23 protein-coding genes and 1 pseudogene are annotated in these 25,800 nt (G+C 70.3%); 18 read left to right on the forward strand and 6 right to left on the reverse strand.

All coding sequences use genetic code 11. The features are described from left to right. Positions 1-42 precede the first annotated feature (42 nt). The 4 genes from ACIREE_RS00880 (at position 43) to hutH (ending at position 4,861) form a co-directional block, all read left to right on the forward strand. Positions 43-1,170 (forward strand): adenylate/guanylate cyclase domain-containing protein, encoded by a 1,128-nt coding sequence (locus ACIREE_RS00880; RefSeq protein WP_404144560.1) that lies wholly within the window; start codon positions 43-45, stop codon positions 1,168-1,170. A gap of 41 nt (positions 1,171-1,211) precedes the next feature. Beyond that, positions 1,212-2,015 carry an enoyl-CoA hydratase/isomerase family protein gene (locus ACIREE_RS00885; RefSeq protein ID WP_404144561.1) on the forward strand — a complete coding sequence of 268 codons (804 nt, stop codon included), beginning with the start codon at positions 1,212-1,214 and terminating at the stop codon, positions 2,013-2,015. Positions 2,016-2,091: 76 nt separating this feature from the next. Further along, positions 2,092-3,258, forward strand: coding sequence for a diguanylate cyclase domain-containing protein (locus ACIREE_RS00890; protein WP_404144563.1), 1,167 nt, complete (start codon positions 2,092-2,094; stop codon positions 3,256-3,258). A gap of 64 nt (positions 3,259-3,322) precedes the next feature. Continuing rightward, complete coding sequence (gene hutH, locus ACIREE_RS00895) at positions 3,323-4,861, forward strand: histidine ammonia-lyase (RefSeq protein WP_404145290.1); 1,539 nt, start codon at positions 3,323-3,325, stop codon at positions 4,859-4,861. 30 nt (positions 4,862-4,891) lie between these two features. Here the strand turns inward: hutH and ACIREE_RS00900 are convergent, their stop codons facing one another. Further along, positions 4,892-5,185, reverse strand: a complete 294-nt coding sequence (locus ACIREE_RS00900; RefSeq protein WP_404144565.1) for a hypothetical protein — start codon at positions 5,183-5,185, stop codon at positions 4,892-4,894. Positions 5,186-5,294: 109 nt separating this feature from the next. Here ACIREE_RS00900 and ACIREE_RS00905 point away from each other — a divergent pair, with 109 nt between their 5' ends. From ACIREE_RS00905 to ACIREE_RS00925, 5 genes are all read left to right on the forward strand, one after another. Then, positions 5,295-5,633, forward strand: a complete 339-nt coding sequence (locus ACIREE_RS00905; RefSeq protein ID WP_404144567.1) for a hypothetical protein — start codon at positions 5,295-5,297, stop codon at positions 5,631-5,633. A 295-nt stretch (positions 5,634-5,928) separates the two neighbouring features. Next, positions 5,929-7,185, forward strand: coding sequence for an Ig-like domain-containing protein (locus ACIREE_RS00910; RefSeq protein WP_404144569.1), 1,257 nt, complete (start codon positions 5,929-5,931; stop codon positions 7,183-7,185). Positions 7,186-7,392: 207 nt separating this feature from the next. Beyond that, complete coding sequence (locus tag ACIREE_RS00915; RefSeq protein WP_404144570.1) at positions 7,393-8,871, forward strand: ABC transporter permease; 1,479 nt, start codon at positions 7,393-7,395, stop codon at positions 8,869-8,871. A gap of 62 nt (positions 8,872-8,933) precedes the next feature. Further along, on the forward strand, positions 8,934-9,620 hold the full coding sequence (locus ACIREE_RS00920) for an ABC transporter ATP-binding protein (protein ID WP_404144572.1): 687 nt from the start codon (positions 8,934-8,936) through the stop codon (positions 9,618-9,620). A gap of 66 nt (positions 9,621-9,686) precedes the next feature. Then, entirely contained in the window at positions 9,687-13,058 is a 3,372-nt protein-coding gene (locus ACIREE_RS00925; RefSeq protein WP_404144573.1) for a S8 family peptidase, read from the forward strand. Positions 13,059-13,108: 50 nt separating this feature from the next. Here the strand turns inward: ACIREE_RS00925 and ACIREE_RS00930 are convergent, their stop codons facing one another. Then, positions 13,109-14,011, reverse strand: coding sequence for a helix-turn-helix domain-containing protein (locus ACIREE_RS00930; RefSeq protein ID WP_404144574.1), 903 nt, complete (start codon positions 14,009-14,011; stop codon positions 13,109-13,111). Positions 14,012-14,129: 118 nt separating this feature from the next. Here ACIREE_RS00930 and ACIREE_RS00935 point away from each other — a divergent pair, with 118 nt between their 5' ends. Both ACIREE_RS00935 and ACIREE_RS00940 read left to right on the forward strand, forming a co-directional pair. Next, positions 14,130-15,173: an NAD(P)-dependent alcohol dehydrogenase gene (locus ACIREE_RS00935; RefSeq protein WP_404144576.1), complete on the forward strand. Its 1,044-nt coding sequence runs from the start codon at positions 14,130-14,132 to the stop codon at positions 15,171-15,173. A 101-nt stretch (positions 15,174-15,274) separates the two neighbouring features. Beyond that, the gene (locus ACIREE_RS00940; protein ID WP_404144578.1) at positions 15,275-15,616 is read left to right on the forward strand and encodes a DUF1330 domain-containing protein; all 342 of its coding nucleotides are present in this window, start codon (positions 15,275-15,277) and stop codon (positions 15,614-15,616) included. A gap of 7 nt (positions 15,617-15,623) precedes the next feature. Here the strand turns inward: ACIREE_RS00940 and ACIREE_RS00945 are convergent, their stop codons facing one another. Both ACIREE_RS00945 and ACIREE_RS00950 read right to left on the reverse strand, forming a co-directional pair. Next, the gene (locus ACIREE_RS00945) at positions 15,624-18,494 is read right to left on the reverse strand and encodes a family 43 glycosylhydrolase (RefSeq protein ID WP_404144580.1); all 2,871 of its coding nucleotides are present in this window, start codon (positions 18,492-18,494) and stop codon (positions 15,624-15,626) included. 250 nt (positions 18,495-18,744) lie between these two features. Further along, positions 18,745-19,455 carry a GntR family transcriptional regulator gene (locus ACIREE_RS00950; protein ID WP_404144582.1) on the reverse strand — a complete coding sequence of 237 codons (711 nt, stop codon included), beginning with the start codon at positions 19,453-19,455 and terminating at the stop codon, positions 18,745-18,747. Between the two features lie 68 nt (positions 19,456-19,523). On the opposite strand from ACIREE_RS00950, the gene ACIREE_RS00955 reads away from it, so the two are divergent. Continuing rightward, positions 19,524-20,057, forward strand: coding sequence for a YbhB/YbcL family Raf kinase inhibitor-like protein (locus tag ACIREE_RS00955; RefSeq protein ID WP_404145292.1), 534 nt, complete (start codon positions 19,524-19,526; stop codon positions 20,055-20,057). Positions 20,058-20,078: 21 nt separating this feature from the next. Beyond that, positions 20,079-20,963, forward strand: coding sequence for a hypothetical protein (locus tag ACIREE_RS00960; RefSeq protein WP_404144584.1), 885 nt, complete (start codon positions 20,079-20,081; stop codon positions 20,961-20,963). Positions 20,964-21,036: 73 nt separating this feature from the next. On the opposite strand, the gene ACIREE_RS00965 is transcribed toward ACIREE_RS00960, so the two are convergent. Then, positions 21,037-21,414, reverse strand: a complete 378-nt coding sequence (locus tag ACIREE_RS00965; protein WP_404144585.1) for an ATP-binding protein — start codon at positions 21,412-21,414, stop codon at positions 21,037-21,039. 120 nt (positions 21,415-21,534) lie between these two features. Between ACIREE_RS00965 and ACIREE_RS00970 the strand changes: the two genes are divergently transcribed. From ACIREE_RS00970 to ACIREE_RS00985, 4 genes and pseudogenes are all read left to right on the forward strand, one after another. Next, complete coding sequence (locus ACIREE_RS00970; RefSeq protein ID WP_404144587.1) at positions 21,535-22,398, forward strand: helix-turn-helix domain-containing protein; 864 nt, start codon at positions 21,535-21,537, stop codon at positions 22,396-22,398. Then, positions 22,370-22,462 (forward strand): annotated as a pseudogene (locus ACIREE_RS00975) (DUF397 domain-containing protein); the annotation flags it as partial. The gene ACIREE_RS00970 and the pseudogene ACIREE_RS00975, both read left to right, overlap by 29 nt. After that, positions 22,454-22,729: a DUF397 domain-containing protein gene (locus ACIREE_RS00980; protein WP_404145295.1), complete on the forward strand. Its 276-nt coding sequence runs from the start codon at positions 22,454-22,456 to the stop codon at positions 22,727-22,729. The pseudogene ACIREE_RS00975 and the gene ACIREE_RS00980, both read left to right, overlap by 9 nt. A 100-nt stretch (positions 22,730-22,829) precedes the next feature. Further along, on the forward strand, positions 22,830-23,426 hold the full coding sequence (locus tag ACIREE_RS00985) for a hypothetical protein (RefSeq protein WP_404145298.1): 597 nt from the start codon (positions 22,830-22,832) through the stop codon (positions 23,424-23,426). A gap of 34 nt (positions 23,427-23,460) precedes the next feature. Here ACIREE_RS00985 and ACIREE_RS00990 read toward each other — a convergent pair whose 3' ends face one another. Next, positions 23,461-24,561, reverse strand: coding sequence for a hypothetical protein (locus tag ACIREE_RS00990; RefSeq protein ID WP_404144589.1), 1,101 nt, complete (start codon positions 24,559-24,561; stop codon positions 23,461-23,463). A 56-nt stretch (positions 24,562-24,617) separates the two neighbouring features. On the opposite strand from ACIREE_RS00990, the gene ACIREE_RS00995 reads away from it, so the two are divergent. Further along, complete coding sequence (locus ACIREE_RS00995) at positions 24,618-25,790, forward strand: cystathionine gamma-synthase (protein WP_404144591.1); 1,173 nt, start codon at positions 24,618-24,620, stop codon at positions 25,788-25,790. The last annotated feature ends 10 nt before the right edge of the window (positions 25,791-25,800 follow it).

Raw genomic sequence — 25,800 nt, forward strand, 5'->3', positions numbered from 1 at the left:
CCGGTCGATACCTGACCGTGGCATATCGGAAGGGCAGCAGGCGTGACCGTCGACGACTCGGGCTCCGGCACGGGCACCCCACCCGACCCCGAGCGGCCGGAGGGGGAAGGGGACGAGCAGGATGCGGGGGATCCCCTCGCGCTCCGGCTCGAACAGCTGATTCTCGGGGCCGAGCGCCGCTACACCCCGTTCCAGGCGGCGCGTAGCGCGGGCGTCTCCATGGAGCTGGCCTCCCGGTTCTGGCGGGCCATGGGCTTCGCCGACATCGGGCAGGCCAAGGCGCTGACCGAGGCCGACGTGCTGGCGCTGCGGCGCCTCGCGGGTCTCGTGGAGGCGGGGCTGCTCAGCGAGGCGATGGCCGTGCAGGTCGCCCGTTCGACGGGGCAGACCACCGCGCGGCTCGCCGAGTGGCAGATCGATTCGTTCCTGGAGGGCCTGACCGAGCCCCCGGAGCCCGGCATGACCCGTACCGAGGTCACGTATCCGCTGATAGAGCTGCTCCTGCCCGAGCTGGAGGAGTTCCTCGTCTATGTGTGGCGGCGGCAGCTCGCCGCGGCGACCGGGCGCGTGGTGCAGGCCGGTGACGACGAGGAGATGGTGGACCGGCGGCTCGCGGTCGGCTTCGCGGACCTGGTCGGGTTCACGCGGCTGACCCGGCGCATGGAGGAGGAGGAACTCGGCGAGCTCGTCGAGGCCTTCGAGACCACGGCGGCCGATCTCGTCGCCGCGCACGGCGGCCGGCTCATCAAGACGCTCGGCGACGAGGTGCTGTTCGCCGCCGACGACGCGGGCACGGCAGGGGAGATCGCGCTGCGGCTCATCGAGACGATGAGCAACGACGAGACGATGCCGGAGCTGCGCGTCGGCATGGCCTTCGGGACCGTCACGACGCGCATGGGCGACGTGTTCGGCACGACCGTGAACCTGGCCAGTCGGCTCACGTCGATAGCGCCCAAGGACAACGTGCTGGTCGACGGCGCGTTCGCCGAGGAGCTGATCCGCACCACCGAGGCGCCCGCATCCGAGGCGGAGGCGGCGGCCGCCGCCGAGAAGGCCGAGGAGCAGGGCGAGGAGCCCCCCTCGTACCGGTTCGCGCTGCAGCCGATGTGGCAGCGGCCCGTGCGCGGGCTCGGCATCGTGGAGCCCTGGACGCTGACCCGGCGCACCTGACAATCTTGCCGGTTGACTGACGTTAACCGGAAGGGCGAGTCATGGGTGATGAGCAGCGGTTCGGGGAGTTCGTGGTCGTCCGGCGCCACGAGAGCGGAGCCGTCGCCGAGTTGGTGCTCGACCGGCCCAGGGCCATGAACGCCGTCTCCAGCGACATGGCCCGTTCGATCGGCGCCGCGTGCGAGGCCCTGGGCGCCGACCGCGAGGTGCGGGTCGTCGTCGTCACGTCCAGCAGTGAGCGGGCCTTCTGTGTCGGCGCCGACCTCAAGGAGCGCAACTCCTTCTCCGACGCCGAGCTGGTGCGCCAGCGGCCGGTCGCCAGGGCCGCGTACACGGGCGTACTGGAGCTGCCGATGCCGACGATCGCCGCCGTGCACGGGTTCGCGCTCGGCGGCGGCTTCGAGCTCGCGCTCGCCTGCGATCTGATCGTGGCCGACGCGAGCGCTGTCGTAGGGCTGCCGGAGGTGTCGGTCGGCGTGATCCCCGGCGGTGGCGGTACGCAGCTGCTGCCGCGCCGGGTCGGGGCCGCGCGGGCCGCCGAGCTGATCTTCACGGCGCGCCGCGTCGAGGCCGCAGAGGCGGGCGAGCTGGGGTTGGTGGACCAGGTGGTGGCGGCGGGGCAGGACCGCGCCGAGGCGCTGGCGCTCGCCGCGCGGATCGCCGCCAACTCGCCGGTCGGGCTGCGGGCCGCCAAGCGCGCGCTGCGGCTCGGGCACGGGCTCGATCTGCGGGCCGGTCTTGAGGTGGAGGACGCGGCCTGGCGGTCGGTGGCGTTCTCGGCGGACCGGGCCGAAGGGGTCGCCGCGTTCAACGAGAAGCGCAAGCCCCAGTGGCCGGGTGAGTGATCCCGGGTCGGCCGGGGACCCCGGGACGGCCGTACTCAACTCACCGTAATGTCGGAAAAGTACCTAACCTGGGCTAATGGGAGAGGACGTCAGGCTGCGCGCCGTGGTGACGCTCGCGCAGGGCATGGCCGCTGCGCAGAGCCCGCGCGAGACCTGGCGGGCCGCCGCCCTCGGCGCCTGTCACGCGCTGTCCGGAAGCTTCGCCGCGCTGTCCGTGTGGGAGCGCGAGCGCGGCCGGCTCCGGGTCCTGGTGAACGTGGGGGAGCGCGCCGAGGGGGAGGAGCAGTTCCCCGAGGCCGAGGCGTATCCGGTGCACCGGTTCCCGGAGATCGCCGAGTTCCTGCACGAGCGGTGGGCCGGCGGCGGTGAGCCGGACGCCTGGGTCGAGACGGTCGACGGTCCTGTCGAGCGCGCCGGTTACTGCCACCAGCGGGTCGCGGCGCTGCGCCGGCGGCGGCGCGGCTGCTGTGTCGTCGCGCCGATCGTGCTGCACGGCCGGGCCTGGGGCGAGCTGTACGTGGCGCGGCCGCTCGGGGCGCCGGTGTACGGACCGGGGGACGCCGACTTCGCGACCGTACTGGCATCCGTGGTCGCGGCCGGGATCGCGCAGACCGAACGCCTTGAGGAGGCCCGGCGCCTCGCCTTCACCGACGCCCTGACCGGCCTCGCCAACCGGCGGGCCGTCGACATACGGCTGGACGAGGCGGTGGAGCGGCATGCCGCCGAGGGCGCTGTCGTCAGTCTCGTCGTCTGCGATCTGAACGGGCTCAAGCGGGTCAACGACACCCTCGGGCACGCCATCGGCGACCGGCTCCTGGAGCGGTTCGGATCGGTGCTCTCGCTGTGCGGGGCGATGCTGCCGGGAGCCCTCGCCGCACGGCTCGGCGGGGACGAGTTCTGCCTGCTGGCCGTCGGGCCCTCCGCCGACGAGGTCGTACGCGTGGGGGACGAGGTCTGTTCCCGCGCCGCGGAGATGGAGATCGGGGAGGGGGTGGCGGTCGGCATCGCCTCGACCGGCGACCCCATCGGCGAGGTACGCAGCGCCCGCCGCCTCTTCCGGCTCGCGGACGCCGCGCAGTACCGGGCGAAGGCGCTGCGCGCCGCGAAGCCGGTGGTGGCGGGGCGGGACGGCGGGCTCGACGACCCCGTCGTGCGGCTGGCCGACTCGCCGCCCGCGGTTCCTGGGGAGCGGCGGCGGATCCGGGGCCGGGAACCGGGTCGCGAACCGGGTCGGCCGAAGTAAGGGGCCCTCCCGGATCTCGGTCGTGACATCTTCGGATTCACTGTGTACGTTCCTGAATATGGATATGCACACTGTGGTGGTCGGGACAGCCGGGGTCACTGCGGCCGATGTGGTCGCCGTGGCGCGCCGGGGCGCCCGGATCGAACTCTCCGAAGAGGCCGTGGCCGCGCTGGCCGCGGCCCGCGGGATCGTCGACGCGCTCGCCGCGAAGCCGGACCCCGTCTACGGCGTCTCCACCGGGTTCGGCGCGCTCGCCAGCCGGCACATCAGCCCGGAGCTGCGCGCGCAGCTGCAGCGCAACATCGTGCGCTCGCACGCGGCGGGAATGGGCCCGCGCGTCGAGCGCGAGGTCGTGCGCGCGCTGATGTTCCTGCGCCTGAAGACCGTCTGCTCCGGCCACACCGGCGTGCGGCCCGAGGTCGCGCAGACCATGGCGGACGTCCTGAACGCCGGGATCACCCCGGTCGTGCACGAGTACGGGTCCCTCGGCTGCTCCGGCGACCTCGCGCCGCTCAGCCACTGTGCGCTCACCCTGCTCGGCGAGGGCGACGCCGAAGGCCCCGACGGGGTCGTGCGGCCCGCCGGTGAACTGCTCGCCGAGCACGGCATCGCGCCGGTCGAGCTGCGCGAGAAGGAAGGGCTCGCCCTGCTCAACGGGACCGACGGCATGCTGGGCATGCTCGTCATGGCCCTCGACGACCTCGACAACCTCTACAAGGCCGCCGATGTGACCGCGGCCCTGACGATGGAGGCGCTGCTCGGCACGGACAAGGTCCTCGCGCCCGAGCTGCACGCCATCCGGCCGCACCCCGGCCAGGCCGCGTCCGCCGCCAACATGGCCGCCGTGCTCACCGGTTCGGGCCTGACGGGCCATCACCAGGATGACGCGCCGCGCGTGCAGGACGCGTACTCCGTGCGCTGCGCCCCGCAGGTCGCGGGGGCCGGGCGGGACACCATGACGCACGCGCGGCTCGTGGCCGAGCGGGAGCTGGCGGCGGCCGTCGACAACCCCGTGGTGCTGCCCGACGGGCGCGTGGAGTCCAACGGCAACTTCCATGGCGCGCCGGTCGCGTACGTACTGGACTTCCTCGCCATCGCGGCGGCCGACCTGGGGTCGATCACCGAGCGGCGCACGGACCGGCTGCTCGACAAGAACCGCTCGCACGGCCTGCCGCCGTTCCTCGCGGACGACGCAGGAGTCGACTCGGGCCTGATGATCGCCCAGTACACGCAGGCGGCACTGGTCAGTGAGATGAAGCGGCTCGCCGTGCCGGCGTCCGCGGACTCGATCCCGTCGTCGGCGATGCAGGAGGACCACGTCTCGATGGGCTGGTCGGCCGCGCGGAAGCTGCGGACGGCCGTCGACAATCTCGCGCGGATCGTCGCCGTGGAGCTCTACGCGGCCACCCGCGGCATCGAACTGCGGGAGGGCCTTGAGGCCGCGCCGGCGTCGCGGGCGGTCATCGCCGCCGTGCGACAGGCGGGGGTCGAGGGGCCGGGACCCGACCGGTTCCTGGCGCCGGATCTCGCGGCGGCGGACGCGTTCGTGCGAAGTGGTGCGCTGGTGACGGCCGTCGAGACGGTGACCGGGCCCCTCGCGTAGGCCACTGCTCCGGGCCGCACTCCGGGCGCGTCAGATGGGCGCCTCCAGGGAGCGGCCCCGGCGGACCGAGTACGCCACGAAGCCGACGCCCAGACCCAGGAACGCCGAGCCGCCGATGACGTACGGGGTCGTGTCGAACGTCCCCGTGTCGGCGAGCCGGAGCTGCTGGTCGGACTGGGCGTCGACCGCGGTGGCGGTCCGGCTCCCGGCGGTGCTGGTGGTGGGGTGCTCGGGGTTGGCTGTGGCATTGGGGACGAACCACAGGGCGGCCAGGAGCGTCCCGGCGGCGGTGGCGGTGAACAGTGATCGACGTGCGGCGGACACGGAAGCGATCCCCCTTGTGGCGCTGGCGAATTGGCCGTGTGGGCCGATGTTAGTGAAAGGGGCGGGTCACGGGAAAGTCACGAGCGGAGTGGGTCGTACGCTCCGGCGTATGAGCACTGATGAGACGTCACGTTTTGTTCGCCTGAAGGTGGAATTGGTCCTGGAGGTCGCCGACGCCGAGGCACTGATGGGGGCCGCCCTCCAGCGCGTCGCCGAGGACGAGTCGATGGAGGGCGAGGAGCGCGCGCACGCCGAGCACGCCGTCCAGGAGGACGAGGCGGAGGCCGTCGCGTACCTCGTGGACCCGTTCGACCTGGTCGGCGACGTGCCGGGGGCCGAGCTCGTGCAGGCCTCGTGGTCCAGCGAACAGGTCGACTACGACCCCGATTCGCCGGACTGGGACCTCGACGAGGATGATGACGAGGAGGGCGGCGAAGAGCGCGCGTAGCGGCTGACGAACGGGAAACCCCGGGCGGCGACCGCTGCCCGGGGTTTCGTCGTCCCGCAGGGGGAGATACGCAAGTGGGGCGAGGGATTCACGCGGGTGCCGTTACCACCGGTGCACCCGTGACTACCGCCTCCTTCGACGTGGCGTCCCCCACATCGGGACGTTTTCGGGAACGGGATGAACCGGTCACCGCGTTGTCCATGGGTAAGGGGAACCCCTGTGTTCTCCGAGACCGGACTCGGGGCAGTCGGGATGCCGGGGAAGTCGGAATTCGGCGACTATGGAGAAGCGTGTGATGACGGACGGTAAGCGGCGCAAGGGCCTGATGGCCGCGTCCGCTGTGCTCGGCGGTGTACTGATGCTCTCTGCGTGCGGCGGGAGCGACGGTGAATCGGCCGGCTCGTCGAGCGGCAAGAAGGAGTCGTCCCAGGCGCAGGCGGACGAGGCCGCGGCGAAGAAGGCCTCACAGGCCGAGATCAAGATCGCCCCGAAGGACGGTTCCGACAACGCGAGCATCAACAACGCGGCGAAGGTCACCGTGAGCAAGGGCTCGCTCACCGACGTCACGATGACCACGGCCGACGGCACGGCCGTCGCCGGGCAGATATCCGCGGACAAGAAGAGCTGGAAGCCCACGAACCAGCTGGCGCGGGCGACGACGTACAAGATCGCCGCTACGGCGAACGACTCGGAGAACCGTGCCGCGCACGAGAACGCGTCGTTCACCACGGTCTCCCCGACCAACAGCTTCATAGGCAACTTCACGCCGGAGGACGGCTCGACCGTCGGCGTCGGCATGCCGGTGTCGATCAACTTCGACAAGGCGATCACGAACAAGTCGGACGTCCAGTCCCACATCAAGGTGTCGTCGAGCAGCGGCCAGCAGGTCGTCGGCCACTGGTTCAGCGGCAACCGGCTCGACTTCCGCCCCGAGAACTACTGGACGGGCAACTCCACGGTCACCCTGAAGCTCGACCTCGACGGGGTCGAGGGCGCGAGCGGTGTGACCGGCGTCCAGCAGAAGACCGTCACGTTCAAGGTCGGGCGCAACCAGGTGTCCACGGTCGACGCGAAGACCAAGATGATGACCGTCACCCAGAACGGGAAGACGATCAAGACCATCCCGATCTCCGCCGGTTCGCCCGAGAACAAGACGTACGAGGGCCAGATGGTGATCTCCGAGAAGTTCAAGGAGACCCGGATGAACGGTGCGTCGGTCGGCTTCACGGACGACGACGGCAAGGGCGAGTACGACATCAAGGACGTGCCGCACGCGATGCGTCTGTCGAACTCCGGCACCTTCATCCACGGCAACTACTGGGGCGCCAAGTCGATCTTCGGCGGGGCGAACACCAGCCACGGCTGCGTCGGTCTGTCCGACGCCAAGGGCGCCAACGACTCCAGCACCCCCGGTGCCTGGTTCTACAACAACTCCATGGTCGGTGACGTCGTCATCGTGAAGAACACCGGTGACAAGACCGTCGCTCCGGACAACGGCCTCAACGGCTGGAACCTGAGCTGGGCGGACTGGCAGGCCGGTTCGGCCGCCTGATCCACCTTCTTCCGTGAACCCCCGGCGCGCACCGCGTTCCGGGGGTTCACGCTGTTCGGGTTCATGCCATGGGCGGCGGGCCCGGCGGGGCCGGAACGGGTCTCATCGCGTTCTCATCGTCACCTCACGCAACCCTTACAGCGCCCTCATACGTTTCGCTGGTTCCTGTCAGCGCCCCGGGTCGGGGCCGTCACCAGCGAGGCTTCGATGTTCTTCACCTATCTCAGGCGTGAGCTGCGCCGGCGCAGAAAGGCGGCGCTCGTCGTCGCCTCCGGCCTCGCACTCGGTATCGCGCTGGTCATCGTGGTCAACTCCGTGTCCTCGGGCATGAGCCAGGCGCAGGACAAGGTCCTGCAGTCCTTGTACGGGCTGGGCACGGACATGACCGTCACCAAGGCCGCCGCCGCGCCGAAGGACGGCGCGACCGGCAGGCCGCGCTTCAACTTCGACGCCAAGGACAGCGACTCCGACAAGGAGCAGAGCACCGACCGGGTGATGGTGCAGGGCTTCCAGACCCTCGCCTCCACCACGGTCACGAAGGTCGCGCAGCAGAAGGGCGTCGACGACACCGTGGGCGGGCTCAGCCTGCAAGTGATGAAGGTCAGCGGCCAGTTCACGCGCGGCCAGTTCAAGCAGGACCAGCAGCAGGGTGGCGGCGCCGAGCGGGGCGGTTCCGGCGGCGGCAGCGGGCAGCCGCAGGGCCGCGTCGAGGGTGGCGGCGCCAACTTCGACGTCAACTCGTACTCCGTGTTCGGCACCGACGTCACCAAGCAGGGTCTCGGCCCGCTGACCTCCTCGAAGATCACCAAGGGGCGGAGCTTCAAGACGTCGGAGACGGACTCCAAGGTGGCCGTCGCCGATGCCTCGTACGCCAAGGAGAAGAAGCTCGCGGTCGACGACTCCGTCACCGTCAAGGGCACGAAGTACAAGGTCATCGGGATCGCGACGCCCGACAGCGGGGACGCCGCAGCCAACCTGTACCTGCCGCTGAAGCAGGCCCAGACGCTCGCCGACACCAAGAACAAGGTGACGACGGTGTACGTCAAGGCGACCGATTCGCAGCAGATCGACGCCGTCAAGTCGACGATCCAGAAGAATCTCTCCGGCACCACGGTCACCACGTCCGCCGATCTCGCCGACACCGTCTCCGGCTCCCTGTCCACTGCCTCGAACCTCGCCTCGAACGTCGGCAAGTGGCTGTCGATCGCGGTGCTCGTGGCCGCGTTCCTGGTGGCAGGTCTCCTTACGTCGTCGGCCGTGTCGCGGCGCGTGCGGGAGTTCGGCACGCTCAAGGCGCTCGGCTGGAAGTCGGGCCGGGTGACGCGGCAGGTCGTCGGCGAGGCCGTCGTCAACGGGCTCATGGGCGGTGTCCTCGGTATCGCCGTCGGCCTCGCGGGTGCCTACGTCGTCACCGCCATCAGCCCCACCCTCTCCGCCCAACTCGGCTCCACCGGCGGCCAGGTGGGCGGAGGCCCCGGTGGCGGCGGCTTCGGTGGCGGCATGGGGCGCCAGGCCGCGGGGGCGAGCGGCAAGACCCTCGACATCGCGCTCAGTGCCCCGGTCTCCGCCACCACCATCGCCCTCGCGGTCGGCCTCGCCGTCGCGGGTGGTCTGATCGCGGGCGCGTTCGGCGGCTGGCGGGCCTCGCGGCTGCGTCCGGCGGACGCGCTGCGCCGCGTCGAGTAGCAGCGGCCCTGCACGGGCACCCAACCCCCTTTTCGGATAGCAGGAGTTGCAGGAGTTGCACCATGTATGAACTCAGAGGCGTCACCAAGCAGTACCGGCGGGCCAAGGACACCGTCGACGCGCTCGCGGGCGTCGACCTGACCATCGGCGACGGCGACCGGCTCGTCATCCAGGGCCCCACGGGCGGCGGCAAGTCGACGCTGCTGCAGATGCTCGGCGGCCTCGACCGGCCCACCGCGGGCAGCGTGGAACTCGACGGCACCGATCTGGCCAAGCTGCCCGAGGCCCGGCTCACCAAGGTCCGCGCCGAGTCCATCGGGTTCGTGTTCCAGTCCTTCAACCTCATCCCGACGCTGACCGCGCAGGAGAACGTCGAGACCGCGCTCGTACCGCTCGGCCTGAAGGGCGGCGACCGGCGTGAGAGGGCCGCGGAGGCGCTGAAGTCGGTGGGTCTCGGCGAACGCCTCACGCACCTGCCCTCCGAGATGTCCGGCGGTCAGCAGCAACGTGTCGCCATCGCACGGGCGTTGGTGAAGAACCCCAAGGTGCTGCTCGCCGACGAGCCCACCGGCAACCTCGACGAGTCCATGCGGGACGAGATCATGGACGTACTGGAAGCTCAGTGGAAGGAGCACGGGCTGACGTTCATCATGGTCACCCACGACTCGGCGATCGCCCGGAAGGCGCCGCGCGTCGCGACGATCCGCAAGGGCCGGATCTCCGTGAAGGAGAACACCGGCGCGCGCTGAGTGGCCGAAGCAACCTGTGGGCCCCCTGTGACCTCTTCATCGCAGGGGGGTCACCTGAGATCCCCCATGCGTGAACTACCTTCGCCAGGGGGAAAGTTGCACAGATACCTACACAGCGGGCAGCGTCGTGCGGCGGTCGTCGTCGCCGGAGCCGCCGCCGTCGCACTGGCCGCGGGGCTTACCGTCCCGGCCGGTGCCGCCGCGCCGACCGGTTCCGCGCATCCCGCGCAGGGCGCCGCCGCCAAGAGGTACGTCACACTCATCACCGGCGACCGCGTCGCACTCGACGCGAAGGGCAAGCCGGTCGGGCTGCAGCGGGCCAAGGGGCGGGCCCACATACCCGTACAGAAGCACATAGTCGACGGGCACACCTACGTGGTGCCCCTCGACGCGCAGCGGCTCGTCGCCTCGGGCAAGCTCGACCAGCGTCTCTTCGACGTCACCGAACTGTCCAAGGCGTCGTACCGCACGGAGCGCAAGAACGGCCTTCAGGTCATCGTCGGCTACAAGGGCGCCGCCACCGCCGCCAGGGCCGAGGTGCGTGACGCCGGTGGCACCAAGGTCCACCGTGCGCTCAAGGCGCTCAACGCCGACGCGGTCACCACGCCCAAGGGCGACGCGACCAAGCTGTGGGACGCGGTGACGAACGGCAAGGGCGCCACCGCCGCCGGCGTCAGCCGTATCTGGCTCGACGGGATCCGCCGCGCCAGCCTCGACAAGTCGGTGGCGCAGATCGGCGCGCCCAAGGCCTGGGCCGCCGGGTACGACGGCAAGGGCGTCAAGATCGCCGTCCTGGACACGGGCGTCGACGCCACGCACCCCGACCTGAAGGACCAGGTCGTCGAGGCGAAGAACTTCTCGGCCGCCGCCGACGCCACCGACCACTTCGGGCACGGCACACACGTCGCGTCCATCGCGGCCGGCACGGGCGCCAAGTCCGGCGGCACGTTCAAGGGCGTCGCCCCGGGCGCCAAGCTGATCAGCGGCAAGGTCCTCGACGACGACGGCTTCGGCGACGACTCCGGCATCCTCGCCGGCATGGAGTGGGCGGCCGCGCAGGGCGCCGACGTCGTCAACCTGAGCCTGGGCGGCGGTGACACCCCGGAGATCGACCCGCTGGAAGCCGAGGTGAACAAGCTGTCGCAGGAGAAGGGCGTCCTCTTCGCCATCGCGGCGGGCAACGACGGCCCGAACTCCCTCGGCTCGCCCGGCAGCGCGGACGCCGCGCTCACCGTCGGCGCCGTCGACGACGAGGACAAGCTCGCCGACTTCTCGTCGACCGGGCCGCGCGTCGGCGACGGCGCGATCAAGCCGGACGTGACCGCGCCGGGCGTCGACATCACGGCCGCCGCGGCCCCCGGCAGCGTCATCGACAAGGAGGTCGGCGAGAACCCCGCCGGGTACCTCACGATCTCCGGTACGTCGATGGCGACGCCGCACGTCGCGGGCGCCGCCGCGATCCTCAAGCAGCAGCACCCCGACTGGACGTACCAGGAGCTCAAGGGCGCGCTCGTCGGCTCCACGAAGGGCACCGCGGGGCTCAGCGCGTTCGAGCAGGGCAGCGGGCGCATCCAGGTCGACAAGGCCATCGGGCAGACCGTGTTCGCCGAGCCCGTCTCGGTGAGCTTCGGCGTCGCGCAGTGGCCGCACACCGACGATCCCGCGATCACCAAGAAGGTGACGTACCGCAACACCGGCACCAAGGACGTCACCCTCGACCTCAAGGCGTCCGCCACCGACCCCAAGGGGCAGGCCGCCCCGGCGGGCTTCTTCACGCTGGGCGCCACGAAGCTCACCGTCCCGGCGGGCGGCACCGCCTCCGTCGACCTGACCGCGAACACCAAGCTGGGCGGCACCGTCGACGGCGCGTACTCCGCGTACGTGACGGCGACGGGCGACGGCCAGTCGGTACGCACCGCCGCCGCCGTGCAGCGCGAGACCGAGTCGTACGACGTGACGCTGAAGCACATCGGACGGGACGGCAAGCCGGCCAAGGGCTTCGACACGAGTCTCTTCCCGCTGACCTCGGGCACGGGCCTCGACTACGTGGGCATCCCGGACGACGGCTCGGGCACGGCCAAGGTCCGTGTCAAGAAGGGGAGTTACCTCCTCAACGAGGCCCTTGTCGTCGACCCGGACGACTATTCCAAGGGCGTCGACTGGCTCGTTCAGCCGAAGTTGGACGTGACCAAAAACAGCACGGTCACCCTGGACTCCCGTACCACCAGGCCGGTCGACATCACCCTGCCCGCCACCGGCCTCGAAAGCGTCCTGGCCGCACCGGAGTTCACCGTGGGTACGGCCGAGACGGGAATGGGCACCGGCTGGCTCCTGGACTCGTACACCAACTTCCGTACGGCGCAGGTCGGTCCGACGCCCACGGGCGTCACGATGTCCCAGCTGTGGAACGCGGTGCTGACGAAGGGCGCGACCGAAGAGTACGACGTGTTCTCCGGCGGCCCGACGAAGACCTTCCCCACCGGCTACACCAAGCACTACAAGGCGTCCGAGTTGGCCACGGTCAAGGGCGGCCTCGGCGCGTCCGCCGCAGGCAAGACCGGCTCCCTCACCGCGATGGGCGAGCTGCCCACATCCGGCGGCGGCTGGACCGTCTCGGTCCCGCAGAAGCTGCCCAGCACCCGCACCTTCCACCTGACCACCGGCGACAAGGTGAAGTGGGGCCTGCAGTTCGATCAGGCCGGCCCGGCGGACAGTGACGGCTTCCCGACCACGGAGGCTTCGTACTCACTGGGCGTCCCGCAGACGTTCAAGGCAGGGCAGGCGTACGAGAAGACGTTCAACACGGCTGTCGTCGGGCCGCGGATCGGCGGCTCGTACGGTCTGTTCCGCGAGGGCAACGACATCGTCGGCTCGCTGCCGGTGTACGCCGACGGCAAGACGCACGTGGGCTACTCCCTCTACTCCTCGGCCGTCACGACGCTCTACCGCAACGGCACCAAGGTCGGCACGAACGACGACCCGCTGTACGGGGACACGCCGTTCAAGGTGCCCGCGGGCGACGCCGCGTACAAGCTGACCACCTCGGTCAAGCGCAGTGCGAAGGTCGGGTCCGCCACCACGAAGGTCAACGCCAGCTGGTCGTTCCGCTCGAAGAAGACGGCCGACGTCACCAAGCTCCCGGCCTCCGGCATCCGCTTCGCCGCGGCCGTCGGCCTGGACAGCAAGGTGACCGCGGGCAGGACCCAGTCCGTCCCGGTCACGGTGCAGGGCGCGGCCGCGGGCAGCAACCTCAAGACGCTCGCCGTGTACGTCTCGTACGACTACGGGACGACCTGGAAGAAGGTGACCGTCAAGAACGGGAAGATCTCCGTCAAGAATCCCGCCAAGGGCAAGGCGGTCTCCTTCCACGCCAAGATCACCGACAAGAAGGGCAACCTGTCGACGATCTCGGTCTACAACGCGTACTACGGCAAGTAGTCGCGAGGTGACCTCGCGGGTGGCCCGCTCCGGCTCCTGGCCGGGGCGGGTCACTCCGACAGCGGGGCGCTCTCGGTGGGAACCGCGTCCGTGCCCCAGCTGGCCAGCAGGCGCAGCGCGTCCGCCGACGGCGAGCCCGGTTCCGCGTGGTACACGGAGAGGAACTGGCCGTCGTCGTCCGGGAGGTGCAGCGTCTCGTACGCGAGGGTCAGCTCACCGACCAGCGGATGCCGCATCCGCTTCACGCCGTGGCCCTTCTCCTTCACGTCGTGCGTGGCCCACAGCTTCCTGAACTCCTCGCTCTTCACGGAGAGTTCACCCACCAGCGCCGACAGCTCCGGGTCGTCCGGGTGCTGGCCCGCGTACAGCCGCAGATAGCTGACCATGTCCGACGCCTTCTGCTCCCAGTCACGGAACAGCTCCCGGTAGTCCGGGTTCAGAAACGTCAGGCGTGCCCAGTTGCGCTCGGCGGCCGGCAGCGCGCCCCAGTCACCGAACAGGGCCGCCGCCAGCCGGTTCCAGGCGAGAATGTCCGAGCGGGCCCCGCCGATGTACGCGGGCACGCCCTCCATCGAGTCGACCAGATGCTGCAGCGCCACCCGCGCCTGCTGCCGCTTCGGTGCCCGGCTCCGCCTGCGCCGCTCCTTCGGCTTGGCGAGGTGTGTCAGATGCGCGTGCTCCGTCTCGCTGAGGCGCAGGGCGCGCGCGATCGCGTCGAGCACCTCCGCCGACACATTGCGCCCGTTGCCCTGCTCAAGACGGGTGTAGTACGCCACCGAGACCCCGGCCAGCTGCGCCAGCTCCTCGCGCCGCAGGCCCGGCACCCGCCGGTGCCGCCCGTGCGAGGCGACCCCCACGTCCTCCGGCTTGAGCCGGGCCCGCCGGGTACGCAGGAACTCGCTGAGCTCGGCCCGCTGGTCGAGGCCGTCGGGCTGAGCGGGGTTGTCGTCCATGCCTGCCAGTATTCCCGTTCCTACGCACACCAGCCTGACCCCGTCAGTGGTAGGACCGCTGGACGTACGTAAAGCGGTGACCTGGGTGGATGCGCTCGGAGCAGGCACGCTGGGGACCATGACTACGACTGTTGCCGCATACGCCGCGCCCAGCGCAAAGGCTCCGCTGGAGCGCACCACCATCGAGCGCCGCACGGTCGGCGAGCACGACGTACTCATCGACATCAAGTTCGCCGGAATCTGCCACTCCGACATTCACCAGGCCCGCGAGGGCTGGGGCGAGGCCATCTTCCCGATGGTCCCGGGCCACGAGATCGCCGGTGTCGTCTCCGAGGTCGGCTCCGGTGTGACGAAGTTCAAGGTCGGCGACCGCGTCGGCGTCGGCTGCATGGTCGACTCCTGCCGCGAGTGCGAGCCCTGCCTCAGCGGCCAGGAGCAGCACTGCGTCCGCGGGAACGTCGGCACGTACAACTCCGTCGGCAAGGACGGCGAGCCCACCTACGGCGGCTACTCGCAGAAGGTCGTCGTCGACGAGGCCTTCACCGTCGGCATCCCCGAGGGCATCTCCCTCGACGTGGCGGCCCCGCTGCTCTGCGCCGGCATCACCACCTACTCCCCGCTCAAGCACTGGGGCGCGGGCCCCGGCAAGAAGGTCGCCGTGGTCGGTCTCGGCGGCCTCGGCCACATGGGTGTCAAGATCGCGCACGCGCTCGGCGCGGAGGTCACCGTCCTGTCGCAGTCGCTGCGCAAGAAGGACGACGGCCTGAAGCTGGGCGCGGACCACTACTACGCCACCAGCGACGACCAGACCTTCAAGGACCTCGCGGGCACCTTCGACATCATCCTCTCCACGGTGTCGGCGCAGGTCGACTTCGGCGCGTACCTGAGCCTGCTCAAGACGGGCGGCGCCCTGGTGAACGTCGGCGCCCCCGAGGAGCCGATCTCCCTCAACCTGTTCTCCCTCATCGGCGGCAACAAGACCCTCGCCGGTTCGATGATCGGCGGCATCGCCGAGACCCAGGAGATGCTCGACTTCTGCGCCGAGCACGGCCTGGGCTCCGAGATCGAGCTGATCGAGGCCAGCCAGGTCAACGAGGCGTACGAGCGCGTCCTCAACTCGGACGTGCGCTACCGCTTCGTGATCGACGCGGCCACGATCTGAGCCCTCGGGCCTTACCCGTGAGGTAATCGACGCCCTCCCCGGGCTCCGGCAGGATGCGAGTCATCCACTCCACCCCGCCGGATCCCGAGGAGGGCTTCTCCATGACCGCCTACGCCATAGCCGTGCTGCGCCCCACACCCCCGCTGCACCCCGACGTCTTCACATACATCGAGCGTATCCAGGGCACCTTCGCGCCGTACGGCGGCCGCTTCCTCTCGCACGGGAAGACCGGCGAGTGGGTGGAGGGCGAGCGCCTCGGCGACCTGGTCATCGTCGAGTTCCCCGACCTGGCCCACGCCCACGACTGGTACGCGTCCCCCGCCTACCAGGAGATCCTGCCGCTGCGCACCGAGCACATCCCCGGGGAGCTGGTCTTCGTGGAGGGCGTGCCGGCCGACTACGACGCGTCGCGTACGGCGGCGGCCATGCGCGACGCGTCGTAAGGACCTGTCAGGGGATGCGCCGCGGCCGCACTCCGTCCAGCGTCGGCGTGACCGGCCGCAGCAGCCCGTCCGCCCCGAACGTCACCCGGTCGATGGTGGTCTCGCGGTGCGTACCGTCGCCGTCGGGGAGTGCGAAGCGGTGGTAGCAGATGTACCAGTCGTCGGTGCCCGGCACCCGGAGCAGCGAGTTGTGCCCGGTGCCGAGGATGCCCCGGGAGGGGTCCTTCTCGAGAATCACACCGCGGTAGGTGAAGGGGCCGTACGGGGTGGTCGACGTGGCGTACCCGACCCGGTAGTTCTCGCTACGGGTGTCGTCGATCGAGTACGTCAGGTGGTAGAGGCCCTTCCGCCGGGCCATGAACAGACCCTCGCGGAAGTCCGTAAGGCCGTGCAGCTGTCGGGCCTTCGACGGTTCGTAGGACACCATGTCGTCGTTCAGCGGGGCCACCCATGCCGAGCCGTTGCCCCAGTACAGATATGTCCGGGTGTCGTCGTCCGTGAAGGCGGCGGGGTCGATGGCCTGCCCCTGGCCGTCGGGGTTGGCCGTGATCAGGGCCTTGCCGCTGTCGGTGAACGGGCCGGTGGGGGAGTCGGCCGTCGCGACGCCGATCCGGGCCTCGGCGCAGTAGTAGAAGAAGTACCGGCCGTCGCGCTCGGCGATGGTGGGCGCCCAGGCGCGGGACTCAGCCCAGCTCACGTCCTTGCCGAGGTCGAGGATGACGCCGCGGTCCGTCCAGTCGACGAGGTTCCTGGACGACCAGACGCTGAAGCGGGTGCCGCTCCAGCCGTCGAACCCGTCCGTGGTCCCGTAGATGTAGTAAGTGCCGCCGAAGGCAACGATGTTGGGGTCGGCGTGGAAGCCCGGCAGCACCGGGGTGCGCAACTCGACGGCCGACACCCGCCACTTCCTCTTCGCGCCGTCGGCCGAGGTGACGGTGTACGTCACCGGCTTGCGCAGATCCGTTCGCCGACCGCTCGCCGGGCTGATCCGGGCGCCGGGCGCGAGCGTGAACTCCGGTCGCAGGCGCCGCAGATCGGTGCCTGGCTCGACGGGCAGAACGACACTCCCGCTCCCGCTCGCGCCGTCGTTCTCGCTGTCCACGATGGCGGGAACCTTGAGCTCTTTCACCTCCACGTCCCGGATGCGGGTCGCGTTGGACGGCAATGCGGCGATCTCGTCGGCCGACAGCGCCCGGTTGTACAGCCGGACGTCCCGCAGGCGGCCCTTCAGCGTCCGGTCCGAGGCGTACAGGGATCTGCCCAGATAGTTCGCGGTGGTGCGGCCGCCGCCGATGTCCGAGGGCGTCAGGGTGATCGCGGTGTTGCGCGCGACGACCGCGCCGTCGAGGTGGAGGAGGGCGGTGGCGCCGTCGACGGTGTACGTGACGTTGACCCAACGCCCGCGCGGAAGCCCGCTGTTGGCGTTCGCGGCCTCTTCCTTGCTCCAGTTGCCGTCGGACAGGGCGGCGCGGAAGCCGTCGTCGGCGGTGCCGCCGGTCGCGAAGAGGTAGCCGTTGCCGCTGCCGTCGGACCCGGTGTTGCCGAACCCGTACAGGAAGTACGGCGTCGGCTGGTCCGCGTCCACCCACACATCGGCGGCCACGGTCACCGCGTCCACCCCGGCCAGCATGTTGTCGGGCAGCGCGATGTGGCCGCCCGCCCCGCCGAGCACCAGCGCGCCGCCCGCCCAGCTCGCGTCGCCGGTGGCGGTGGCGTGGTAGCCGTGCCCGGAGACGTCGTCGGCGCCCGTTTTCAGGGGCCAGTGGGCGACGAGCCCGTCCCGGTCGGCGAGCACGGGCGCGACGCCCCACTTGGTGTTTATCCGGTCGTACTCGGCGCGGGTAACGGGCAGGACGGTGCCGTGCCGGGGCGCCGAGGGCAGCCGGTAGTCGGCGGCCTTGGTCCAGGCGCCGCCGGCCAAGTCACCGGTCTCGAAGGGGATGTAGCCGCCGCCGGTGTAGTCGTCGACGAACAGATACCACTTGTCTTCCGCGTTGGACTTGAAGACGAGCGGCCCCTCGCCCTGCGCCATGGCGCCGCTGCCGATGCACTCCGAGACCGTCTCCCACTCCGTGTCCAGCAGGTCGGTGGCCCGCTCCTCCAGGATGAACTTCCCGCAGGCCGACTGGTCCGCCGACCGCTCGTCCTTCGTGAACCGGTAGTACGTCCCGTCATGGGCGATGACGGTGGAGTCGATGACGGAGTACCCGGGGTCGTTCCACACCTTCGCCTCGCTGAACGTCACGAAGTCCGTGGTCGTCGCGTACAGCATCCGGTTGTACGTGTCCCCGGTGTGCTGCGGGTCGTCGTCGGCGTACAGCTTCGAGGCCCAGAAGACGACGTACGCCCCGAGCTCCGTACTCCAACAGGCTTCTGGCGCCCAGGTGTTGCCCGCCCGCTCCGGCGACACCCGAACGGAGCGCGGCTCGCTCCAGTTCACCAGGTCGGCCGACTCCCACACGATGATCGACCGGCTGCCGTGCCGCTGAACCTCGTCCCAGCCGGCACCGCCGTAGATCCTCAGGTCGGTGGCGATGAGAAAGAACCGGTCCCCTTCGGGCGCCCGGATCACAAAGGGATCGCGCACGCCCTTGTCACCGAGCGCGGAACTGAGCACGGGCTTCCCGCCGTTCAACTCCCGCCAGTGCAAAGGGTCGTTGCCCCGGCTGAGCGCGAGATGGATCTGCTCGCCGTCGGCGGTGCCCTCGCCGGTGAAGTAGACGAAGAGGTAGCCGTCGTAGACGGTGTTTTCGGGGCGGGCGTTCGCATGTGCCGGGGAGGGCAGCGCGGAGGCCGCCACGGTGAGCGCTCCGGCGACGAGAAGGTGCCGCCGCGACAGGGCGGCGGCGGACGGACGGGCTATTCCGTTACGGGGCATGCGTACCGGTCCTCGGGGTGCGGGGGAGTCCGTGGGGTCGGGCGCGACGACGGTGTCGGCGGTGGCCAGTGAAGAAGTCCGGGGCCGCCCGGTCAAGAACTTGGACGCAGATCTGTCCGAAAAACCGAAGGGCGATCGATATACCGAACGTGCGGTGCGCGTAAACGCGGACTTCAGCGGATTAGTCGGCCGGATCGGTTGGCTTGGCTCGGTCGGCTTGGCTCGGTCGGCCTGGCTCAGCCGGTCCGGATCAGTTGGTCCGGCCCGGGTCGGGGCCGTCGGTCAGAGCCGCGGCGGTCATGGTGAGGTGCCGCGTCAGGACCTCGGCCGCGGTGTCGGCGTCGCGGGCCAGCGCCGCCTCCTCCAGCAGGCGGTGTTCCTTCGCGCCGTCGCGGCCGGGGTTGCGCTGAGCCGACCAGCGGCGGGTCAGCTCGCTGGCGGTCCACAGCCGGTCGAAGGTCTCCAGCAGGGCGAGATTGCCGCACCCCTCTAGGAGTGTGCGGTGAAAGACCCGGTGGGCCTCGGCCCAGGTGCTGGTGTAGTACTCGCCCTCCTCCGGCGCGTATGCAGGGGTGCGGACCAGGCGGTGGTGGGCGGCCCGCACGCGGACCTCCCAGTCGACGTCGCCGCGTTCGACCGACATGCGCAGCACGACGGGTTCGATGGTGCGGCGGGCCTCCGCGATCTCCTGCCAGCGGCGGTCGGAGTAGGCCGGGACCGTGAATCCGCGATTGGGCAGCCGGTCGGCGAGCCCTTCACCGGCCAGCCGCACCAGCGCTTCGCGGGTGACGGCCAGGCTCACGCCCTGCGCCCTGGCGAGGTCCTGCGGCTTGAGGGCGTCACCCGGGGCGAAGTCCCCGCGCATGATCGCGTCCCGCAGGTGTGCGTAGACCTGCTCGGAAAGCATCTGCTTCTGCTTCTGCGTCCCGGAGGGGGCCGGGCTGTGAGGCGTCACGGTCATGACCTCAGCGTAGACGATCGGTTAGATAATCGATTATTGCTGTTACTGTCGATTCCATGAACACCCGAGTGAACGCCAACGATCCCTTCGCCCGTCTCCCCGAGGCGCCGTCCTTCACCGTCTCCAGCACCACCGTGGCCGACGGCGCCGCCTGGCCGCCCGAGCAGCACGCGTCCGGGCTGCCCGGCGGGAGGGACCTGTCCCCGCAGCTCTCCTGGCGCGGCGCCCCGGACGGCACCAAGAGCTACGCCGTCACCGTCTACGATCCCGACGCCCCCACCGGGGCAGGGTTCTGGCACTGGGCGGTCGCCGACATCCCCGCCACGGTCACCGAGCTGCCCGAAGGTGCCGGCGGCGACACCGGCTCGGGCCTGCCCGAGGGCGCCTACCAACTGCCCAACGACGCCCGCGCGGCCCGCTACATCGGTGCCGCCCCGCCCGCCGGACACGGTCCGCACCGCTACTTCGTCGTGGTGCACGCCCTCGACACCGCCTCCATAGGCGTCCCGGCCGACGCGACCCCGGCCGTCCTCGGCTTCACCATGGCCGGTCACATCCTCGGCCGAGCGGTCCTGATCGCCACCGCCGAGACCTCCGCCTGACTTCGAGAAGGAGCAACCACGATGCACCTCGACGACCTTCCCGCCTCCGTTTGCTCCGGCGAGGGTTCGGTGGACCTGAACACCGTCCGCGAAGTCAGCCGAGCCATCAGCGCCGCCCACCTGTTCATCTACCTCGCGCCGGAGAGCGCGGAGGAAGCGGCAGCGCTCGGCGTGACCGATCCCGGACCGGCGTACCTGGCGTTCCGGTCGGCCGCGATGGGCGCGGTCCCGTGGCAGGTCACGCTTGCGGCCTTCTACAACTTCAGCCCCCGGGCGGTGCGGGCCATGGCGGGCGTGTGGGACGCCGCGCCGCCCGAGCGGTGGCAGGCCGCCCGCTTCCTGGCCGCCGAGCGGGCGATGCGACGCGTAGGCGTGCGTATCCCGGCCGACGAACTCGCCGAGGCGCGCTCATTGATCGACCCGGTCGTCGAGGGCGCCGACTACGCGGGCAAGGTGCTGGCCGCCGCGAACGCGTCGGTCGCGCTGCCGTCCGATCCGCTCGTCGCGCTGTGGCAGCAGATCGCGGTGGCGCGTGAATGGCGCGGCGACGCGCACCTCGTCGTGCTCGCCGACAACGGCCTCGGGCCGTGCGACTGCCTCGTCCTGCACACCGCGACAGGCGTCCTCCCGACGGCTCTCGTGCGAACGACCCGCCAGTGGGACGACGAGGAGTGGAGCGCGGCGACGGCACGTCTCGTCGCCCGCGGCTGGCTGGACTCCGACGCCACGCTCACCGACGCGGGGAGCGCGGCGCGCGAGCGGATCGAGGTGGAAACGGACAAGCACTGCGCCGCGCTGTGGACCCCGATCGGCAACGAGGGTGCCCGCCGTTTCGCGTCGCTCATCGCGCCGATCGCCGACGCGTTCGCCGCGGCGGGGACGTCTCAGGGCGTTGGTTCGGCGTAGGCCGTACTGAAAGGTCCTGGGCGTTTGCGGCGGGCGCCGGTACCTGGCAGAAACAGCGCGAGGAGGAGGCGCGTCATGGTGCCCCTTCGGCGGCCAGCTCGCACCACACGGTCTTGCCGCGATCCCCCTGCTCCACGCCCCATCGCAGCGCGAGCGCCCCGATGATCGTGAGGCCTCGCCCGCATTCGTCTGTCAGTGAGGCGTGGATGAGTACGGGCAGGGCGCGCGGATCCGGGTCGGTGACCTCGACGCGGGTGTGTCCGTCGCCGGTGACGTGTACCCGGACGGAGACGGGTGTGCCGTCGCCGAGGTGGTCGATGACATTGGTCATCAACTCGGTTGCGCAGAGCCGGACTTCGTATCTGTGGGCGCGCAGATGATGGCGGACTTCGGGTACGGATTCCGGTGTGGCGAGCAGATCGAGTGCGATGGCCGTGCGGTGGTGGGGCATGAGCGGGTCACCTTCCTGAGCACGCTGTGACGATTCGCTCACACTGTGACGTCGGGCTCCGTACCGTGAACAGCGTTTCCAGTACGCAGTACGAACTGCGGAAATACCTGGCGGTGAGCGATGGCACGACGTAAGGACATCGACGGCTCGATGAGCGTCCCGACCTTCTATGGCAAGGAGTTGAGGTGGAAGAGGGAGCGCGCGGGGCTCTCCCTGGAGGAGACCGTCGAGGGCAGCTTCTACGGAAAGTCGCACCTCAGCGACATCGAGCGCGGCGAGCGGCGGATGCCGCTGGAACTGGCCCGGCATGTGGATCAAGTACTGGGCACTGATGGGTTTTTCGAGCGGTGCTGCGAGGATGTGGGCAAGGCGCGCAGGGGGCCGCATGCCGCGTATTTCCAGCAGGTGTTGGAGGCCGAGCGGCATGCGGAGAGCATCGAGGAGTGGTGCCCCAGCACCATCCCCGGCCTGCTCCAACTCGGTCCGTACGCGCGGGCGCAGGTCAGATCGGCTCACCCCATGGCGGCCGACGACTGGATCGAGGAGAAGGTCACGGCCCGCCTTTCCCGCGCCAGCCTCTTTGACGCCAACCACGACACCCCCGAGTACTGGGCGGTCCTGCACGAGTCGTTGTTGACGGACCCGGTGGTCCCGCCGCACGAAATGGCCGCACAGCTCGACCGCATCGCGGAGTTGACCAACCGGCACCGGATCGTTCCGCAACTTGTTTTGCGGAAGAGTGGGCCGTATCCCCTCATGGCCGCGTCGATCATGCTCATGGCCTTCGATGACGCGCCGCCGCTCGTCTACACGGAGGCTTCGTACAGCGGTACCACCACCGACGATCCGGCTCTCGTGAAGCAGTATCGAAAGGCATACGATCGACTCAGGGCCGTCGCTCAGGCACCGGACGTGTCCCTGGCCATGATCGAGGCAGCGGTAGAGGAATATCGAAATGGCAGACAGCCGGACCGACTTGAGTGAAGCGCTCTGGTTCAAGAGCAGCTACAGCAATGGCGACGGCGGCAACTGCGTCGAGGTGGCCCGCGACTTCCCCGGTGCCGCCCGCTGGCGCAAGTCCAGCTACAGCAACGGTGACGGCGGCGACTGCGTGGAGGTGGCCCGCGACTTCCCCGGTGCCGCCCGCTGGCGCAAGTCCAGCCACAGCAACGGCGACGGAGGCCATTGCGTCGAGGTCGCCGACGGCACCCCCGGCATCGTCCCGGTCCGAGACACCAAGAATCCCACCGGCCCGGTCGTCGTGGTCGCCGACACGGCCTGGTCGGCGTTCATCGCAGGCGTGGCCGCCCGCTGATCGGCACGAACGTGCCCGGGGCGGCGGCCCGTCAGGGGTCGGGCGGATGAGTCGGGAGTCAGCCGCCGTGCCGGTCGTGGAGCCGGTCCAGAATCGGGACATGGACATTCCCGCGCTGCTGGAGGCAGCCTCCCTGCTGGTGCCCGAGGAGGGCGCTACCGAGAACGACCTCACGGTGAACGACGTCTGGGAGTACCTCATCCGGGACGAGTGGGAGGTGGCCCTCGGGCTGCTGGAAGAACTCGGTGATGCCCAAGCGTCGCTCTCGCTCAGTTTCTGGGAGAACTTGGCCACTGCCGCCGAACAGATGCGGCTGGAGAAGAGCGCGGCCTGGTGCCACTGGCGCTGCTACGAGACCCGCGTCGGCATCATCCGAGCCGACCTCACCCTCCGCCCGGCCGCCGAAGCCCGACGGCAGTCGCCCATCACCGGTGCCGGCGTCCTGCGACCGATGTGGAACATCGGAAACCGAACCCCGACCGGCGATCCCGACCTCAACATTGCCGCGCTCTGGGTGGAGTTCACGCCCTTCTTGGAGCCTGGTGGGAGAGCCCCGGTGAGGCTCGCTCCCCTGAGTCCTCAGCAGTGGCAGCACCTTCGGCCCGGCCAAGTGATCACCATGCACGAGGATCGGTCCGTGGCCGGGACAGCGGTCGTCCTGGAGGTTCAGCGACCTGCGGCCGAGCCCGCGGCGTAGAAGCCACCGGCGACGGCAGACGCCCCGCCTCCGCTCAGGCCCGCAAACTCGCCGGACTCCCCCCATTCGCCTCATACCCCGCAACCGCCAGCGCCCGATACACCGCATACGACGACGCCGGGTCCTCCTCCGCCGTCCACGGAATCGCCCCCACATGCCCATCCACGCGCAGCAGTTGCTGCATCGCCTCGGCCCAGCGCTCGCTGCGGACGAGGAAGAAGACCAGCAGGTGGCGTACGTGGGCGAGCATCGGGTCGTCGGGGCGGGCCGCGCTCACCGCGAAGAGGGCGCCGTGCAGCGCCTTCGTCACGACCTCGCTCTCGTAGAAGTTGCGGACGAGGTTGAGGTCGGGCATGTGCTCGTACAGGGCGAAGAGGGGAAGCGCGGCGAGCAGCGAACCGCGCGGGGCGCGCGCCGCCGCGGCCTCGGCGAACGCGAACGCCTCCTCGCGCGAGCCGTGCCACTTCTCCGTCCAGTAGCGCAGGCCCGCGAGGTGCGCCCCCATGTGCCCGGGGGCCGTGTCCAGGATCTTCAGCCACAGCTGCTCGAACTCGGGGCGCGAGTAGCCGAGGCCGCGTGCCACGGCGAGGTGCGTGATGTGGGGGACCGGGTCGCCGGGGGCGAGGAGCGCGGCCTGCTCACAGGCGGCCCGCGCCTCCTCCAGGATGATCCGCTGCTCGTCCGGAGTGCCGCCGTTGCGCCAGGCCTGCTGCACCAGGAACTCGGCGAAGACCTGCGCCCCGCCCGCGTCCTTCGGCTGCTGCGACCGCCACGCGTGCAACCACCCGGCGCCGAGCCGCGGCGTCTGCTGCAGCTCGATGGCGGCGGCTCCCGCGATCGCCTGCACCCGCTCCCACCTGGTCTCGGTCTCTTTGCCTGTACCGGCGAGCAATTGCGAAGCGGCCGTGAAATCTTGATTGCGCTGTACGACGGCCATCACGTTCAGGAGATCCTGGTCGGGGCCCGGAAGGCGGACGTCCAGCTCCTCCTGCCGTACGAAGCCGTAGTTCGCCGGGTCGGCGGCGTCGGGCGAGCCCGGGGCGACCTGACGGATGCCGCCACCACCGCCGCGCCGCCGCAGCATCACCACCCAGGTGATCATCAGCACGGCCATCAGGACCCAGAGAATTCCCATGCCTTCAAAGTTAACCGAGGCGGCGCGAGGACCGCGGAGCACTATTCTCGGGGCACATGAGCGACACCCACAGCCATCACGGCGCCCCCCGCGGGTTCGAGACGACCGCCATCCACGCCGGGAACACGGCCGACCCGGCCACCGGCGCCGTCGTCCCGCCGATCTACCAGGTCTCCACGTACAAGCAGGACGGCGTCGGCGGCCTGCGCGGCGGCTACGAGTACAGCCGCAGCGCCAACCCGACACGGACCGCCCTGGAAGAGAATCTGGCCGCACTCGAGGGCGGCCGCCGCGGCCTCGCCTTCGCCTCGGGGCTCGCCGCCGAGGACTGCCTGCTGCGGGCGCTGCTGAGCCCCGGCGACCACGTGGTCATCCCGAACGACGCGTACGGCGGCACGTTCCGCCTGTTCGACAAGGTCGCCACGCGCTGGGGCGTGGAGTGGTCCGTCGCCGATACGAGTGACGTCGACTCCGTGCGCTCCGCGATCACCCCGAAGACCAAGGCCGTCTGGGTCGAGACGCCCTCGAACCCGCTGCTCGGCATCACCGACATCGCCGCCGTCGCCCAGGTGGCCCGCGAGGCCGGCGCCCGCCTCGTCGTCGACAACACCTTCGCCAGCCCGTACCTGCAGCAGCCCCTCGCCCTCGGCGCGGACATCGTCGTGCACTCGTTGACGAAGTACATGGGCGGCCACTCGGACGTGGTCGGCGGCGCACTGATCGTCAATGACCAGGGGCTCGCCGACGAGCTGGCGTACCACCAGAACGCGATGGGCGCGGTGGCCGGACCGTTCGACGCCTGGCTCGTCCTGCGCGGCATCAAGACGCTGCCCGTGCGCATGGACCGGCACAGCGAGAACGCCACCCGCGTCGCCGAGATGCTCTCCCGCCACCCGCGCGTCACGAAGGTCCTCTACCCGGGCCTGCCCGAGCACCCGGGCCACGAGATCGCCGCCAAGCAGATGAAGGCGTTCGGCGGCATGGTGTCGTTCCAGGTCGAGGGCGGCGAGGAGGCGGCGGTCGAGGTCTGCAACCGCGCGAAGCTCTTCACGCTCGGCGAGTCCCTGGGCGGCGTCGAGTCCCTCATCGAGCACCCGGGCCGTATGACGCACGCGTCCGTCGCGGGCTCGGCCCTCGAAGTGCCCGCCGACCTCGTCCGCCTCTCCGTGGGCATCGAGTCGGTCGACGACCTGCTCGCCGACCTTCAGCAGGCGCTCGACAACAAGTAACTCCCTTCCT

The sequence above is a fragment of the Streptomyces sp. NPDC102467 genome (assembly GCF_044765445.1).
Lineage (GTDB): Bacteria > Actinomycetota > Actinomycetes > Streptomycetales > Streptomycetaceae > Streptomyces.

Bases quoted from the DNA above. Each gene is read 5' to 3' on its own strand.
- ACIREE_RS00885 (WP_404144561.1), top strand. From the start codon at position 1,212: ATGGGTGATGAGCAGCGGTTCGGGGAGTTCGTGGTCGTCCGGCGCCAC.
- ACIREE_RS00890 (WP_404144563.1), top strand. From the start codon at position 2,092: ATGGGAGAGGACGTCAGGCTGCGCGCCGTGGTGACGCTCGCGCAGGGC.
- hutH (WP_404145290.1), top strand. From the start codon at position 3,323: ATGCACACTGTGGTGGTCGGGACAGCCGGGGTCACTGCGGCCGATGTG.
- ACIREE_RS00905 (WP_404144567.1), top strand. From the start codon at position 5,295: ATGAGCACTGATGAGACGTCACGTTTTGTTCGCCTGAAGGTGGAATTG.
- ACIREE_RS00910 (WP_404144569.1), top strand. From the start codon at position 5,929: ATGACGGACGGTAAGCGGCGCAAGGGCCTGATGGCCGCGTCCGCTGTG.
- ACIREE_RS00915 (WP_404144570.1), top strand. From the start codon at position 7,393: ATGTTCTTCACCTATCTCAGGCGTGAGCTGCGCCGGCGCAGAAAGGCG.
- ACIREE_RS00920 (WP_404144572.1), top strand. From the start codon at position 8,934: ATGTATGAACTCAGAGGCGTCACCAAGCAGTACCGGCGGGCCAAGGAC.
- ACIREE_RS00925 (WP_404144573.1), top strand. From the start codon at position 9,687: ATGCGTGAACTACCTTCGCCAGGGGGAAAGTTGCACAGATACCTACAC.
- ACIREE_RS00930 (WP_404144574.1), bottom strand. From the start codon at position 14,011: ATGGACGACAACCCCGCTCAGCCCGACGGCCTCGACCAGCGGGCCGAG.
- ACIREE_RS00935 (WP_404144576.1), top strand. From the start codon at position 14,130: ATGACTACGACTGTTGCCGCATACGCCGCGCCCAGCGCAAAGGCTCCG.
- ACIREE_RS00940 (WP_404144578.1), top strand. From the start codon at position 15,275: ATGACCGCCTACGCCATAGCCGTGCTGCGCCCCACACCCCCGCTGCAC.
- ACIREE_RS00945 (WP_404144580.1), bottom strand. From the start codon at position 18,494: ATGCCCCGTAACGGAATAGCCCGTCCGTCCGCCGCCGCCCTGTCGCGG.
- ACIREE_RS00950 (WP_404144582.1), bottom strand. From the start codon at position 19,455: ATGACCGTGACGCCTCACAGCCCGGCCCCCTCCGGGACGCAGAAGCAG.
- ACIREE_RS00960 (WP_404144584.1), top strand. From the start codon at position 20,079: ATGCACCTCGACGACCTTCCCGCCTCCGTTTGCTCCGGCGAGGGTTCG.
- ACIREE_RS00965 (WP_404144585.1), bottom strand. From the start codon at position 21,414: ATGCCCCACCACCGCACGGCCATCGCACTCGATCTGCTCGCCACACCG.
- ACIREE_RS00970 (WP_404144587.1), top strand. From the start codon at position 21,535: ATGGCACGACGTAAGGACATCGACGGCTCGATGAGCGTCCCGACCTTC.
- ACIREE_RS00985 (WP_404145298.1), top strand. From the start codon at position 22,830: ATGGACATTCCCGCGCTGCTGGAGGCAGCCTCCCTGCTGGTGCCCGAG.
- ACIREE_RS00990 (WP_404144589.1), bottom strand. From the start codon at position 24,561: ATGGGAATTCTCTGGGTCCTGATGGCCGTGCTGATGATCACCTGGGTG.
- ACIREE_RS00995 (WP_404144591.1), top strand. From the start codon at position 24,618: ATGAGCGACACCCACAGCCATCACGGCGCCCCCCGCGGGTTCGAGACG.